Source organism: Luteimonas sp. A649, from assembly GCF_054072735.1.
Genome location: NZ_JBSVRQ010000001.1, coordinates 426,358 through 440,663 on the forward strand (window position 1 = coordinate 426,358; position 14,306 = coordinate 440,663).

The following is a 14,306-nucleotide window of genomic DNA, read 5'->3' on the forward strand; positions in this document are numbered from 1 at the left end:
CTCAGTACACGTCGCGGCGGTAACGGCCGGCCGCGAGCAGATCCTCGACCCGATCGTTGCCCAGGATGTCGCGCAGCGCGGCGTCGACGCCCGGCGCCATGCCCTTGAGGCTGCCGCACACCAGGATCGTGGCGCCATCGTCGACCCACTCGCGCAGGCGCGGCGCCCCGGCGCGCAGCGCGTCCTGCACGTAACCGTGGTGCAGGGCGGCGCGGCCGCCTGCGATCGCATCGGCGGGCAGAGTTGCCCCATCGGTGTCGCGGGAGAAGGCGAGGTCCAGCCGCGCCAGCGCGCCGTCCGCCAGCCACTGCAGCAAGTCCCCGCGCAGGTGGAAATCGCGATCGGCGTGGCGCTCGCCGAACAGCAGCCAGTTGCGATGGCCCGCGGCGGCGATGCGCTCGGCCAGGTGCGCGCGCAGGCCGGCGATGCCGGTGCCGTTGCCGGCCAGCACCAGCGGCGCGGTCGCGTCCGGGCCGCGGAAGCCCGGGTTGGCGCGGATGCGCAGATCGATCACGCCGCCCGGTTGGGCGTGGTCGCAAAGCCAGCCGCTGCCGACGCCGGGACTGCCATCCGGACGCAGCATGCGCCGCAGCAGCAGGCGCAACGTGCGTTCACCCGCGGCCGATGCAATCGAATACTCGCGATGCGGCAGGGGTTGCAGCCGCGCAGCCAGGGCCTGGGCGTCGAAGTCCTGGATGTCGCCTGCGTCGGGCAGGTGCGAGCGCGCGAGCAGGTCGCGAAGCGCAACGCTGGCTTCGCCCACGCCCACGCCCACGCCCATGCCCACGCCCACGCCCAAGTGCACCTGCGCGGTGGGATCCAGGCCGGTCGCGGCGAGCAGGGCCGCGACTGCCGAAGGCGCCTGGCGCGGCCCGATTTCGGCGATGTCGCCGGCGCGCCACTGCGGATCGTGGCCCGCTGGCGGCGACAGGATCACTTCGTACACCGCGCCGCCAACGCTGCCCGGGTTGATCTCGCGGCGCGCGGACAGCGTCCACGGCGCATAGGTCGCGGGCGACCAGTCGGGAAGTTCCGGCGCGCCCGCGACAACGCCGAGATGGTGCTGCCAGTGGCGCAGGGCGGCGGGATCACCGTTGTCGACGTCCACCAGGTCGAACAGCGGGCGCGCGCCCGCGCCGCGCAACCAATGATCCAGTGCGTGCCCGAAGGCGCAGTAGTTGCGATAGCTGCGATCGCCCAGCGCCAGCACGGCGTAGCGCAGGCCGGGCAGGGCGATGTCGGGACGCATGGCGTTGCGGAGGAATCCCGCGGCGGGGTCGGGCGCATCGCCTTCGCCGGTGGTGCTGGCGACGAACAGCGCTTGCCGCGCGGCGCCGAGCATGGAAGCGTCCACAGCGGCGATATCACGCAGGCGCGCGCGCAGGCCCGCAGCGTGCAGCGCTTCCGCCGTGCGCTGGGCGAACTCGAAGGCCTGACCGGTCTGGCTTGCGTGGATCACCAGCCACTCGTCTGCGTCCGGAAGGTGGGCGTCGGCGGCATTGGACGCGGCCTGCGCCCGCGCGTTGCGACTTGTGCGCCAGAGCTTCGCTGCGCTTGTGCCGACGTATGCGAGCCCAAGCAGCGCGGCAAGCGCAGCGTGCAGGGCCGTGGGCGCAGCCGGCCACCAGGGTTCATCATGCAACGGCAAGAAGGCCAGTGCCGCCGCGCACAGGGCAAGCAGGATGCCGGCCTGCACGACGCGCGCGGCGGTGAACGGCGAGGCGCCTGATCCCGTCCTGGACGATTGGGGCACGGCAGTCACGATGCGACGTGCCGGTTGAAGGCATCGGTCGTGGAAGCGCGCACGCCGTCGGCATCGCGCACCGCGAAGCGCGCGGCGATCCCGCGCGACTGTGCCAGCGCGTGGCCGGCCTCGACGCCGAGCACGGTCAGTGCCGTGGCCCAGGCGTCGGCGGCAAGCGCGCTACTTGCAATCACGGTGACCGCGGCGGGAGCATGATCCACGGGCGCGCCGGTGCGCGGATCGATCGTGTGCGAATAGCGGCGGCCATCGTGTTCGAAGCGGTGCCAGTGGTCGCCGGACGTCGCCACGGCAATCTCGTCCAGGATGACGATGCACGGCGGGAGTGGGTCCTCGCCAGGACCGCCCCCACCATCAGCGTGGTCTTCGTCCGGCCAGGCCTCGGCCAACACCTGCCATGCCCTGCCATCGGGTTTGCGGCCATAGCCCCGCAGTTCGCCGCCGACTTCGACCAGCGCGGCGGGTACGCCGTGCGCACGCAGCCACGCCACCACAGCGTCCACGCCGTGACCCTTGGCGATGCCCGACAGGTCCAGCCCCACGCCGCCCGGTTGCAACGCGCGCTGCGCATGTTCATCGAGCTCGACGCGCCGCCAACCCGTGCGTGCGCGCGCATCCGCCAGCGTCGCCGCATCGGGCACCGTGCCGCCGTCGCCATCCGGGCCGAAGCCCCAGGCCGCCACCAGCGGCCCGACGGTGGGATCGCAGGCGCCGCCACTGTCGGCGGCAATCGCCAGCGCCTCGCGCAGCACGTCGAAGAACGGCTGCGGCAGCCGCTGCCAGGTGCCTGCCGGGGCGCGGTTGTAGCGGCTGATGTCGGAGTCGCGTTCCCAGGTGCTCATCTGCGCGACCACGCGGTCCAGGCAGGCCTGGATGCCGTCGTGCAGGGCGTGGAGGTCGGTGCCGGGCGGAGCCGATACCGACGCGTGCCAGAGCGTGCCCATGGTGGCGCCGCCCAGCGCGTGCACCGCGTGGGCGGGGCGCGCGTCGGTGGCGCCCGGGGCGGTCATTACTGCGGCAGCACTTCCATGGTGGCCACGTAGCCCAGGCGACGGCTGGTGGCCGGCAGGTTCGCCCGGTCGTCCTGCAGGGTCGCTTCCAGCCAGTACATGCCGGCTTCGGGCCAGGTGACCGTGAACTCGCCGTTGGCGTCGGTGGTGACCTTGATCTCGTCCTGCGCGTTGCGATAGCGGGTGCCGCCACGGGTGATCTCGAACTCGACGCCGACGGCGGGCTCGCCATCGGCCAGCATGCGGAAGCGCGCTTCCTCGCCGGCAAAGAGATCGTTGGGGTGGGTCACGGGCACCAGCTCGAGGCCTTCATTGGACGGCGCGAGGTTGTCGGTGGTCGGCGAACCATTGGTGACGAAGGTTTCCACGCGGCTCACGGTCTGCGTGACCTTGAGGTCTTCGGCGCCCTGCGGTACTTCGGTCGCGAAGGTCTCCGGCGTCCCGCGCCAGCGCTTGCGCTCGCCGTTCTCCTGCCAGTTCGCGGTCAGGCCCGCGTTGACCACGGCGATGCGCCAGGTGCCCTGCTGCACGAGTTCGACGTCGAACACGCTGCGGTACTTGCCGGTGGCGATGTTCTGCGCTTCGGCCTTGCTGCCGTCGGGCGCGGTGATCGCGAGGTTGTCGGTGCGCAGCGGCACGTGGTTGAAATAGAAAAGATCGTTCGACACCGCCGCGTCCACGGTGATCCACGGGTTGGTGCCGGCGATCACCGTCTGCGAAGGCTGCAGCCAGGCCTTGTGCGCGGAGGCGGCCATGGGCAGCGCGGCGGCCAGCGCAAGCGCGAGTGCAAGGGTCTTCTTCATCGTGGATCTCCGGGAAATGTTCGTGCGGGACGGATCGGATTTCAGGGCGTGATGGCAAGGCCGATGGCGCCGAGCTCGCTGCTGCCCTGGGCCTTGCCCGACTGCGCGGCGCGTGCCGGCCAGTCGAAGGGAATCTTCAGCAGCTCGCGGCCGCCGACTTCGCGCACGGCTTCGACCACCAGCTGGTAGCGACCGGCGGCGAGGCCGGACAGGCGCGGGTCGCGTGCGTCGAACTTCAGCGCGTGGCGGCCGGCGGGGCGCGTCGGTCCGGTGACGCCGTCCACCGGCATCTGCTGGCTGCGTCCGGACTTCCGCCACCACTGGCGCAGGTCGGGCAGCCACTTGGTGCCGTGGCCTTCGGCGGTGTCTTTCAGCATGTACCAGACCGCGAGATCTGCGGCGGCCTTGCCGTCGGCGCCTTCGACATACACGGCAACGTATGGGCGGTGGTATTCGGCCACCGTCATCGTGGGGATCTCGACCTCGACGGTCAGCTCCGCGGCGTACACCGGCGACGCGAGCAGGCCGCCGAGGACGATGGTCAATGGGATGCGCATATGCGGTCTCGCTTCTTGATGTCCGGTGGAGTCAATGGATGAACAGCAGCGCCAGCAGCACCGGCACCACCAGGCCCAGGCCCACCCAGGGCCAGGTGGTCGGTCGCTGGCGCGCATGCATCTGCAGCAGGAACAGCCCGGTCACCGTGAACACGATGCAGGCGATGGCGAAGACATCGATGAACCAGCCCCAGGCCGGGCCGGAGTTGCGGCCCTTGTGCAGGTCGTTGAGATACGAGATCCAGCCTCGGTCGGTGTGCTCGTACTCGAGCTCGCCCGCGGCCTTGTCGATCGCAAGCCAGGCATCGCGTCCGGGCCCGGGCATCGACAGGTAGACCTCGTCCTCCGACCACTCCGCATCGCGGCCGCCGATGGGCGCCGCGAGCTCGTCGCGCAGCCACTGCGCGAGTTCGCGCGGCAGCGGCGCGCTGCCTTCGGCGTGCGCATCGAGATGGGGCAGCAGGTGCCCGGGCAGTTCGATCTGCCGGTTGTCGACCCGCGGGCTGCCCTCGATCTTCGCGGCGTGGTTGAGCGTGATGCCGGTGACCGCGAACAGCAGCATGCCCACCAGGCACACCGCCGAGCTGATCCAGTGCCACTGGTGCAGCGTGCGCAGCCAGAAGCCGCGACGTTGCGCAGGGGCGGTGGAACGGTCGGCGGCGGGCGTGGTCATCGTGGTCGCGTGCTCAGAAGCGGTAGTTCACCGACATCCACAGGCTGCGGCGCTTTTCCTTCACCGCGAAGTCGTCGACGCAGCTGTACTCGCTCTGGTTCGCGGCCAGCAGGCAGCTCTGGGCGACGAAGTCCTTGTCGGTGAGGTTGTTGATGCGCGCGTTGAACGTCCACGCATCGCTCGCCTTCCAGCTCGCGCCGAGATGCAGGATGGTGTAGTCGTCGTAGTAGCGCTGGGTGCGCACGGCCACGTCGTCCACGCCCGGCAGCAGGGTGTCGCGGTAGCGGTCGTAGCGGCCTTCGCCGATCAGCGACAGCGACAGGGCGTCGGTCGCGCGCCAGGTCAGGTTCGCATTGAGCATGTGCTCGGCGGGGTTGCCGGCGATCGGCTCGCCCCGGCCCACGCCGCTGGTCTGCTCGCTCTCGGTCCAGGTGTAGTTGCCGCGCAGGTTCCAGCGCTCGCCCAGCTCGACTTCGCCGGCGAGTTCGACACCGCGGGTTTCCGCCGAGTCGATGTTGATCGACTGCCGGAAGCCGGAGTAGCCCAGCCCCGCCCAGCCCGGCCCGATGTCAACGCAGTAGCCGCTGCCCGGGGGCGCGATCTCGCAGTTGGGGATGTTCTCGCCGGTGGCGATCTTGTCGTCGAAGCGGTTGAGGAACAGGGTCGCGTTGAAGCCGTAGCGGCCGCCGTCGTGGTAGACCGCAAGCTCGTAGTTGCGGCTGGTTTCCGGCTGCAGGTCGGGGCTGCCGACCATCGGGTTCACGCCCTGGCCGCCGAAGCCGGTGATGCCCGGGAACAGCTGGTCGGGACGCGGGGTCTTGTAGCCGGTGCTGATGCCGCCCTTGACCGTCCAGCGTTCGTTCGCCGCCCACACCAGGTAGGCGCGCGGGCTGACCTGGCTGCCGAACATGTTGTGGCGGTCGTAGCGCACGCCCAGGGTTGCCGTGAGCGCGTCGGTCAGCGCCCAGTTGTCCTCGGCAAACAGCGCCCACTGGCGGTGGGCCTGGACGGTGCCGGCCTGGAAGCCGGCGCCGTTCATGCCGAACACGCCGTCCTCCATCTCGGTGTCGTTGTACTGGCCGCCCACGGTCACCTGGTGGTCGCCGAAGCCCATGTCCAGGCGGGTGTCGAGCACCCAGCCGTCAAGCTCCATCGTTCGCAGCGGGCGCGGCAGGAAGGCCTGCAGGCGGGCCAGCTCGTCCGCGGTCAGGCCGCTGCTGTCGATGCCTGCGGCGCCGGTGCCGTTGTTGCAGAAGTCGGCCTGGCCGCGGCGTTCGCAGACGTCGTTCCACAGGCCCTGCAGTCCCTCGCGCTCGGCGATGGTCAGCGGCAGCGAGCGGCCGAGGTTGCTGGTGGCATGACGGGTGAGGCTGGTCTGGCTGCTGCCGAAGGACCAGCGGCCGACGTGGGTCAGCGCGAGCTGGTCGCGCTCGTAGCGCTGCCATGGCGTGTAGCCCACGCGCGGCTGCACCACGCGGCGGCTGCCGCCTTCGGGCAGCGTGGCGATGCCGCTGCGCCACAGGCTCTCGATGCCGTCGAGCGTGCCGCTCTGGCCGCGGGTGTTGTCGTGCTTCTGGCGGGAGACGTCGTAGTCCAGCCACAGGTCGTGGTCGTCGTTGGCGGCGAAGGACAGGCGCAGGCCGGAATTCCAGCTGGTGCTGGCCACCTGCTTGCCACCACCGCCGAAGCCCAGGCTGCGCTCCCACAGGCTGCCGTCGGGCAGCGGCAGCGGATCCCACTCGGGCATGGATTCGTCGATGTCGTAGTAGCCGCCACGCACCGCGATCCCGATCCGGTCGGCGACCAGCGGGCCGCTGAGGTAGATGTCGGTGGTGCGCGAGTCGCCGAACTGGTCGGACTGCTGTGCGGTGTAGCCCTGGGTGAACGAGCCCATCCACTCCTTGCCCACGCGCCGGGTGATGATGTTGATCACGCCGCCCATGGCGTCGGAGCCGTACAGGGTCGACATCGGCCCGCGCACGACTTCGATGCGGTCGATCGCGTCCAGCGGTGGCAGGAAGGAGAACTGCCCGCCGCCGAAGTTGTTCGGGTACAGCTGGCCGACGTTGCTCTGCCGGCGGCCGTCGATCAGGACCAGGGTGTACTCCGAGGGCATGCCGCGCATGCTGATCGAGGCCTGGCCGTTCTTGTCGGTGGTTTCCATGCCCACGTCGATGCCCTCGACGTCGCGCAGGGCGTCGACCAGCGAGGTGTAGGGGCGGACGGACAGCTCTTCGCGGCTGATGACGCTGATGCTGGCCGGGGCGTCGACGATCTTCTGCTCGAAGCCGGTTGCGGTGACGACCACGCGGTCGAGGTCGACCGGGGTGCCGAGTGCCGGGACTTCAGCGTGGACGGCGGGGGAGGCGAGGGCGACGCCCAGGGCCAGGGCGAGCGGAACGAGGCGCGGACGGGCGCGCAGGCAGGGGAGGGGACGCATGGGATCTCTTGGAGGTGCAGGGCGCCGGAGGGCTGGCTTCGCGTGGCTGTCCGGGGCGACCGGGTGGCCGCTGTTCAGCAATTGTAATGAGAACCGTTATCACATCGCAACTGGTTCCCATTTACCGCCGCGGCCCTCAGTCCTCGCGGTCGTCGCGCGCCCAGATCCCATCGCCGTCGCGCCGGACCGGGAATTTCGCCACCGGCTCGTAGGCGGGCGCGCAGAGTGCGCGACCGTCGCGGATGTCGAACTTCGCGCCGTGCAGCACGCATTCGATGGTGCCTTCGGCGGGCAGGAAGGCGCCGGCCGAGAGCTCGAAGTCCTCGTGGCTGCAGATGTCCTCCAGCGCGTACAGCTCGCCGTCGAGGTTGAGCACCAGGATCGGCGCCCCGGTGACCTCGTCGAACGCGGTGCGCATCTCGCCGGGCAGCAGCTCGGCGGCGGCGCAGACGAAGGTCCAGGCCTGGCTCACAGCGTTTTCTCCAGGATCTCGAAGCGGAGGTCGTCGCGTCGCGGCGCGCCGAAGCGCGGGTCGCCGTAGGGGAAGGGCTTGTACTCGCCCGTGCGCCGATAGGCCAGGCGCCCGTACCAGGCGATCAACTCCTCGCGCAGGTCGATCACGGTCATGCACATGCGGCGCAGCTGCCAGTCGTCGCGTGCGATGCGTTCGCACTCGGCGACCACCGCGCGGCCGATGCCGCCGCCCTGCAGCGTCGGCTCGACCGCGAACATGCCGAAGTAGCCCTCGCCACCGACGTCGGCGACGTGCGCGCAGGCGACCAGCGCCTCGTCCTGGAAGCCGAGCAGCACGCGGTTGCGCGGGCGGGAAATGTCGATGCGCAGCAGCGCCGAATCGATGCGCTCGCCGTCGAGCAGGTCGGCCTCGGTGGTCCAGCCCGCGCGGCTGGCCTCGCCGCGGTAGGCGCGGGTGACCAGGGCGACGATGGCATCGATGTCGGCTTCGGTGGCGGTGCGGAACTGCAGTGGTGTCATGGCGTAATTCTGCCGGGCCACGGGCGCTTCACGCCAGCAGCTTGCGGACCTTGCGCATCGCGGCGACGAAGGCGTCGATCTCGTCGTGGGTGTTGTAGAAGGCCAGCGATGCGCGGCAGGTGGCGGTCACGCCCAGCCATTCCAGCAGCGGGTGCGCGCAGTGCTGGCCCGAACGCACCGCCATGCCCTCGAGGTCGAGCAGGGTGGCGAGGTCGTGCGAGTGCACGCCGTCGATGGCGAAGGACACCACCGCGGCCTTGCCCGGCGCGGTGCCGAAGATGCGCAGGCCGTCGACGCGGGACAGCTCCTCGTTGAAATGGGCGAGGAGTTCCTGCTCGCGCGCTTCGATCCGGGCCATGCCCAGGGCCGACAGGTAGTCCACCGCCGCGCCCAGGCCCACGAAGCCGGAGATGTTCGGCGTGCCCGCTTCGAACTTCCGCGGGGGATCGTTGAACACGGTGCTGCCGTCCAGCCGCACTTCCTTGATCATCTCGCCGCCGCCGATGAAGGGCGGCATGGCCTCGAGGTGTTCGCGCCGCGCCCACAGGGCACCGGTGCCGGTGGGTGAGCACATCTTGTGGCCGGTGAGCGCGTAGAAATCACAGCCGATGGCGGCGACGTCGACCGGGCGGTGCGGCAGCGCCTGCGAGCCATCGACCACGGTGACGATGCCGCGCCTGCGGGCTTCGCGGCAGATGTCGGCGACCGGATTGACGGTGCCCAGCACGTTGCTGACGTGGGCGACGGCGAGCAGCTTCACGTCGCCGGTCATCTTCGCGCGCAGCATCGCAAGATCGAGGCTGCCGTCGGGCAGCAGCTCCACCACCTCGATCCGCGCGCCGGTGCGCTGCGCCACCAACTGCCAGGGCACGATGTTGGCGTGGTGCTCCATGCGCGTCAGCAGGATCACGTCGCCCGGCCCGAGTTTCGGCAGCGCCCACGAATACGCGACCAGGTTGATCGCGAAGGTGGTGCCGCTGGTGAGGACGAGGTCGTCTGGTCGCACGTTGATGAAGCGGGCCAGCTTCGCCCGCGCGCCCTCGTAGGCCTCCGTTGCTTCGCTGCCCAGCTGGTGCACGGCGCGGCTGACGTTGGCGTTGTGGCGGCTGTAGAAATCGTTGACCGCAGCGATCACCGCCGCCGGCTTCTGCCCGGTGTTGGCGGAATCGAAGTAGACCAGCGGCTTGCCGTGGACCTGCCGCTGCAGCAGCGGGAAGTCGGCCCTGACGGCCGCCCAGTCCACGGCGGAACCCGGCGTGGACTGCTCGCCAGGCACGCTCATCCCAGCGCTTGTCCGTCGATCGCCCGATCCAGCCGGGCTTCCAGCATCTCGCGCATCGCCGGCGTGTCCACCACCGACAGCAGCGGTTCGCGCACGAAGGCGGCGGTCAGCAGTGCGCGCGCTTCGGTCTCCGGGAGCCCGCGCGTGCGCAGGTAGAACATCGCGTCGGCATCCAGTTCGCCCACGGTCGCGCCGTGCGCTGCGGTGACCTCGTCGGCATGGATCACCAGCACCGGCTGGGTGTCGATCTCCGCGGTGTCGGACAGCAGCAGGTTCTTGTTCGACAGGCGCGCATCGGTGCCGTCGGCGCCCTTGCGGATCTCGATGCCGCCGTGGAACACGGCGCGGCCGCGACCGGCGGCCATGCCGCGCCAGCCCAGCTCGCAGCGGGTGTCGCGGGCGATGTGCTGGATGTCGAGGCGGGTGTCGAGATGGCGGCGGCCCGAGGCCAGCAATACACCGTTGGCGACGAGTTCCGCGCGGTCGCCTTCCAGGCGCACGTTGAGCTCATGACGCGAGAGCGCGGCGCCCAGCTCGAGGTCGAGCCGGCGATAGCTGGACTCACGCGCCAGCACCGCATCGGTGCGGGTCAACAGGGTGGCGCGCGGCGATTCCTCCTGCACGCGTGCATGGCGCAGGGTCGCGCCGGCAGCGAGGTGGACGTGCGCGATCGCGTTGCCGAGATGGGCGTGCTCGCCACCGGCGATGTGGTGCTCGACCACGGTGGCCGACGCGTTGCGGCGCAGCTCCAGCAGATGGCGCGAATGCCAGGCCAGGTCGCCTTCGGCGGGGAGGCCGACGAAAACCAGGTGCACCGGCGGCTCCACCACCACGCCCTCGGCGATGCGCAGCACGGCGCCATCGTCGGCGAGCGCGGCGTTGAGGCGCGCGAAGACTTCGTCGGCGCGTTCGTAGCTGCGGGCGAGCACGTTGCTTTCGCGCGGATCCGGATCCGCGAGTGCTTCGGCCATCGTCAGCAGGCGAGCGCCTTCGGGAAGGCCGGACGGGTCGGAGAGCGCGGCGTCGTAGCAGCCGTTGGCGAACACCAGCCGCGGCGCCGGAATGCCGGCCACCAGCGCAGGATCGACCGATGCGTGCGTGAGCGCCGTGGGCGAAAATCCGCGGCGCTCCAGTGCGCGCAGCGAGGTGTACTTCCAGGCTTCACTGCGCGCGTGCGGCAGGCCGTCACGCAGCGCGGCGTCGAGCGCGTCGCGTCGCGCGCCATCGCCGCTGAAGCCGGTGGACAGGGAGTCGAGCAGTGCGGTCATTACGCCACCGCCTCCGGCACCTTGCGCTCGCGCAGCCACTCGTAGCCCTGGGCCTCGAGCTGCAGGGCCAGCTCCGGGCCGCCGGACTCGACGATGCGGCCGTCGGCCAGCACGTGCACGCGGTCGGGCTTGATGTAGTCGAGCAGGCGCTGGTAGTGGGTGATCACCAGGAAGGCGCGGTCGGACGAACGCAGCGCGTTGACGCCGTCGGCGACCTGGCGCAGGGCGTCGATGTCGAGGCCGGAGTCGGTCTCGTCCAGGATGGCCAGCTTCGGCTGCAGCACCGCCATCTGGAAGATCTCGTTGCGCTTCTTCTCGCCGCCGCTGAAGCCTTCGTTGACGCCGCGGTGCAGCAGGCGGTCGTCGAGGTGCAGCACGCCAAGCTTCTCGCGCACCACCTTGAGGAACTGCATCGAATCCAGTTCCTCCTCGCCGCGCGCCTTGCGCTGGGCGTTGAGCGCGCTGCGCAGGAAGTAGGTGTTGTTCACGCCCGGGATTTCCACCGGGTACTGGAAGGCCAGGAACACACCGGCGGCGGCGCGCTCCTCGGGCTCCAGTGCAAGCAGGTCGGCGCCTTCGAAGGCCACGCCGCCGGCAGTGACCTCGTAGCCGTCGCGCCCGGCGATGATGTTGCCCAGCGTCGACTTGCCGGCGCCGTTGGGACCCATGATGGCGTGCACTTCGCCCGGCTTCACCTCGAGATCGAGGCCCTTGAGGATTTCACGGCCGTCGCCGACGGTGGCGTGGAGGTTGGTGATCTTGAGCATTTCTAATCCCTGCTGGATCCCGCGGGATCCGTGATGTGTTGTGTGTTGTGGGAGCGGCCATGGCCGCGACCGCCCGCCGGGCGCGAAGGCTCGCGCCTCAGCCGACCGAGCCTTCCAGGCTCACCTCGAGCAGCTTCTTCGCCTCCACCGCGAACTCCATCGGCAGCTCGCGGAAGACCTGCTTGCAGAAGCCGTCGACGATCAGGCTGACCGCATCCTCTTCGCCCAGCCCGCGGCTGCGGCAATAGAACATCTGGTCGTCGCTGATTTTGGAAGTCGTCGCTTCGTGCTCGACGGTCGCGCTCGGGTTCTTCACCTCGATATAGGGGAAGGTATGCGCGCCACAGGTCTTGCCGATCAGCAGGCTGTCGCACTGGGTGTAGTTGCGCGCGCCCTCGGCGCCGGAACCGACCTTCACCAGCCCGCGGTAGGTGTTTTGTCCGTGGCCGGCGCTGATGCCCTTGCTGATGATCTTCGACTTGGTGCGCTTGCCGAGGTGGATCATCTTGGTGCCGGTATCGGCCTGCTGGCGGTGGTGGGTGAGGGCCACGGAGTGGAATTCACCCGAGGAATCGTCGCCCAGCAGCACGCAGCTCGGATACTTCCAGGTGATCGCGGAGCCGGTCTCGACCTGGGTCCAGATCACCTTGCTGCGCGCACCGCGGCATTCCGCGCGCTTGGTGACGAAGTTGTAGATGCCGCCGACGCCGTTCTCGTCGCCGGGGTACCAGTTCTGCACGGTGGAATATTTGATCTCGGCGTCGTCGAGCGCGACGAGTTCGACCACCGCCGCGTGCAGCTGGTTCTCGTCGCGCATCGGCGCGGTGCAGCCCTCGAGGTAGGACACGTGCGAGCGCTCCTCCGCGATGATCAGGGTGCGCTCGAACTGCCCCGTGTGGCCGGCGTTGATGCGGAAGTAGGTGCTGAGCTCCATCGGGCAGCGCACGCCCCTGGGGATGAACACGAACGAGCCGTCCGAGAACACCGCCGAGTTCAGCGCCGCGAAGTAGTTGTCGCCCGTCGGCACCACGGTGCCGAGGTACTTCCGGACCAGCTCCGGATGCTCCTTGATCGCCTCGGACATGGAACAGAAGATCACGCCCTTTTCGGCCAGCTCCTTGCGGAAGGTGGTGCCGACCGAGACCGAGTCGAACACCGCGTCCACGGCCACGCCGGCAAGCTTCGCGCGCTCATGCAGCGGTACGCCGAGCTTGTCGTAGGTGTCGAGCAGTTCCTGCGGCACCTCGTCCAGCGACGCGTACTTCGGCCCCTTGGGCGCGGAGTAGTAGCTGATCGCCTGGAAGTCGATCGGCGCGATCGACAGCTTGGCCCAGTGCGGCACCGGCATGGTCAGCCAGTGGCGGTAGGCCGCCAGGCGCCACTGCGTCATCCACTCGGGCTCTTCCTTGATCGCGGACAGGGCGCGGACGGTGTCTTCGTCCAGGCCGGGCGGGAGCGAGTCCGACTCGATGTCGGTGATGAAGCCGGCCTCGTAGCGACGTCCGAGCTGCTCGTGGATCTCGCGGTTGGCGACGGGTTCTTCGATGGGGTTTTCGATCTGGGTGGCCATGGGGGCTGCCTGGGTGTTCAAACGGTGGCGAGGCGGGCGGGGATGCGCTTGGGCGCAACCGGGCCGACCGCGGAATCAGGGGGTGGTGGCTCGAGCATCTGCGCCAGGCTGACGTTGCGCAGCGCATCGGCGACGATGTCGTTGATGCGCCGCCAGTTGGCGCGCGCGCCGCACTGGCTGGCGATGCCGCAGCTGGTGTCCTCCAGGCTGCATTCAGTCATTGCCAGCGGTCCTTCCATGGCCTCGACGATGGCGATCAGGCTGATCTCCCCGGGCGGGCGCGACAGGCGATAGCCGCCATGCACGCCGCGGAAGGCTTCGAGCAGGCCCGCCTGGGCCAGGGGACGCAACACCTTGCTGACCGTGGGCGGCTCCAGCCCGGCGCGCTCGGCGAGCTCCACCGCGCTCAGCACGCGATCAGGCTCCGCGGCAAGCACGGTGAGCACCACGGTGGCGTAGTCGGTGAGGCGGGTGACGCGGAGCATGGGTGCGTGGGTCCTTCAATCAGGACCGAAATTGTACGCTTTCGCCCCGGTCCGTCCAAGGGGGCCGTTCATGCGCGGGCGTGGAAGCAGCGTTCCGTCGGCGGGGCCGCACGATGGAAGAACGTGGGCGCTTGCACCACAATGCCTCCTTTCCACGCGAGACGATGCAAAGCCGATGGCCAAGAGCAGCAAGGGCAAGCCCGGAAAGAAGAGCGAGAAGATCGAGGCCCGCGAGTCGGAGATCCACGGCAACGGCGTGTTCGCCGCCGCAGCCATTGAAAAGGGCGAGCGGATCATTCGCTACAAGGGCGCGCTGCGCACGCACGAGCAGGTGGACGAGGACTACGGCGAGCTCGACGAGAACGGGCACACCTTCCTGTTCACGCTCAACGACGACTACGTCATCGATGCCAACATCAAGGGCAGCGTCGCGCGCTGGATCAACCACAGCTGCGATCCCAACTGCGAGGCCGTCGTCGAAGAAGACGACAAGGGTCGCCCGCACAAGGACAAGGTGTTCATCGAGGCCGTGCGCAGCATCCAGCCGGGCGAGGAACTGACCTACAACTACGGCATCGTCCTGGACGAACGCCACACGCCGAAGCTGAAGAAGCTCTGGGGCTGCCGCTGCGGCGCGGCCAACTGCACCGGGACGATGCTCCAGCCCAAGCGCTGAGGCACCCGCACGCAGTCTCC

14 protein-coding genes are annotated in these 14,306 nt (G+C 69.5%); 1 reads left to right on the plus strand and 13 read right to left on the minus strand.

Translation table 11 applies throughout. From position 1 onward, the window contains the following. Nucleotide 1 precedes the first annotated feature (1 nt). The 13 genes from ACW5E8_RS02065 to ACW5E8_RS02125 all read right to left on the minus strand — a co-directional run bounded on the left by ACW5E8_RS02065 (nucleotide 2) and on the right by ACW5E8_RS02125 (nucleotide 13,610). Nucleotides 2-1,696, minus strand: a complete 1,695-nt coding sequence (locus tag ACW5E8_RS02065) for a sulfite reductase subunit alpha (protein ID WP_456965211.1) — start codon at nucleotides 1,694-1,696, stop codon at nucleotides 2-4. A gap of 62 nt (nucleotides 1,697-1,758) precedes the next feature. Next, complete coding sequence (locus ACW5E8_RS02070) at nucleotides 1,759-2,772, minus strand: FAD:protein FMN transferase (protein WP_456963844.1); 1,014 nt, start codon at nucleotides 2,770-2,772, stop codon at nucleotides 1,759-1,761. Continuing rightward, the gene (locus ACW5E8_RS02075) at nucleotides 2,772-3,575 is read right to left on the minus strand and encodes a DUF4198 domain-containing protein (protein ID WP_456963845.1); all 804 of its coding nucleotides are present in this window, start codon (nucleotides 3,573-3,575) and stop codon (nucleotides 2,772-2,774) included. Before ACW5E8_RS02075 ends, ACW5E8_RS02070 begins: the two co-directional genes overlap by 1 nt. Nucleotides 3,576-3,616: 41 nt before the next feature. Then, entirely contained in the window at nucleotides 3,617-4,132 is a 516-nt protein-coding gene (locus tag ACW5E8_RS02080) for a DUF2271 domain-containing protein (protein WP_456963846.1), read from the minus strand. A 31-nt stretch (nucleotides 4,133-4,163) separates the two neighbouring features. After that, nucleotides 4,164-4,805 (minus strand): PepSY-associated TM helix domain-containing protein, encoded by a 642-nt coding sequence (locus tag ACW5E8_RS02085; protein ID WP_456963847.1) that lies wholly within the window; start codon nucleotides 4,803-4,805, stop codon nucleotides 4,164-4,166. 13 nt (nucleotides 4,806-4,818) lie between these two features. Continuing rightward, a complete protein-coding gene (locus tag ACW5E8_RS02090; RefSeq protein ID WP_456963848.1) occupies nucleotides 4,819-7,245 on the minus strand; it encodes a TonB-dependent receptor domain-containing protein in 2,427 nt (808 codons plus the stop codon). Between the two features lie 136 nt (nucleotides 7,246-7,381). Further along, nucleotides 7,382-7,717, minus strand: a complete 336-nt coding sequence (locus tag ACW5E8_RS02095; protein WP_456963849.1) for a non-heme iron oxygenase ferredoxin subunit — start codon at nucleotides 7,715-7,717, stop codon at nucleotides 7,382-7,384. After that, complete coding sequence (locus ACW5E8_RS02100) at nucleotides 7,714-8,238, minus strand: GNAT family N-acetyltransferase (RefSeq protein WP_456963850.1); 525 nt, start codon at nucleotides 8,236-8,238, stop codon at nucleotides 7,714-7,716. The genes ACW5E8_RS02095 and ACW5E8_RS02100 overlap by 4 nt, the downstream gene beginning before the upstream one ends. A 28-nt stretch (nucleotides 8,239-8,266) precedes the next feature. Continuing rightward, complete coding sequence (locus ACW5E8_RS02105) at nucleotides 8,267-9,520, minus strand: cysteine desulfurase (protein ID WP_456963851.1); 1,254 nt, start codon at nucleotides 9,518-9,520, stop codon at nucleotides 8,267-8,269. Further along, a complete protein-coding gene (sufD, locus tag ACW5E8_RS02110) occupies nucleotides 9,517-10,788 on the minus strand; it encodes a Fe-S cluster assembly protein SufD (RefSeq protein WP_456963852.1) in 1,272 nt (423 codons plus the stop codon). The genes ACW5E8_RS02105 and sufD overlap by 4 nt, the downstream gene beginning before the upstream one ends. After that, nucleotides 10,788-11,555 (minus strand): Fe-S cluster assembly ATPase SufC, encoded by a 768-nt coding sequence (gene sufC, locus ACW5E8_RS02115; protein ID WP_456963853.1) that lies wholly within the window; start codon nucleotides 11,553-11,555, stop codon nucleotides 10,788-10,790. The genes sufD and sufC overlap by 1 nt, the downstream gene beginning before the upstream one ends. A 97-nt stretch (nucleotides 11,556-11,652) precedes the next feature. After that, entirely contained in the window at nucleotides 11,653-13,125 is a 1,473-nt protein-coding gene (sufB, locus tag ACW5E8_RS02120) for a Fe-S cluster assembly protein SufB (protein ID WP_456963854.1), read from the minus strand. Between the two features lie 17 nt (nucleotides 13,126-13,142). Then, nucleotides 13,143-13,610: an SUF system Fe-S cluster assembly regulator gene (locus ACW5E8_RS02125; protein ID WP_456963855.1), complete on the minus strand. Its 468-nt coding sequence runs from the start codon at nucleotides 13,608-13,610 to the stop codon at nucleotides 13,143-13,145. A 175-nt stretch (nucleotides 13,611-13,785) separates the two neighbouring features. Between ACW5E8_RS02125 and ACW5E8_RS02130 the strand changes: the two genes are divergently transcribed. Then, nucleotides 13,786-14,286: an SET domain-containing protein gene (locus tag ACW5E8_RS02130; protein ID WP_456963856.1), complete on the plus strand. Its 501-nt coding sequence runs from the start codon at nucleotides 13,786-13,788 to the stop codon at nucleotides 14,284-14,286. Nucleotides 14,287-14,306 lie beyond the last annotated feature (20 nt).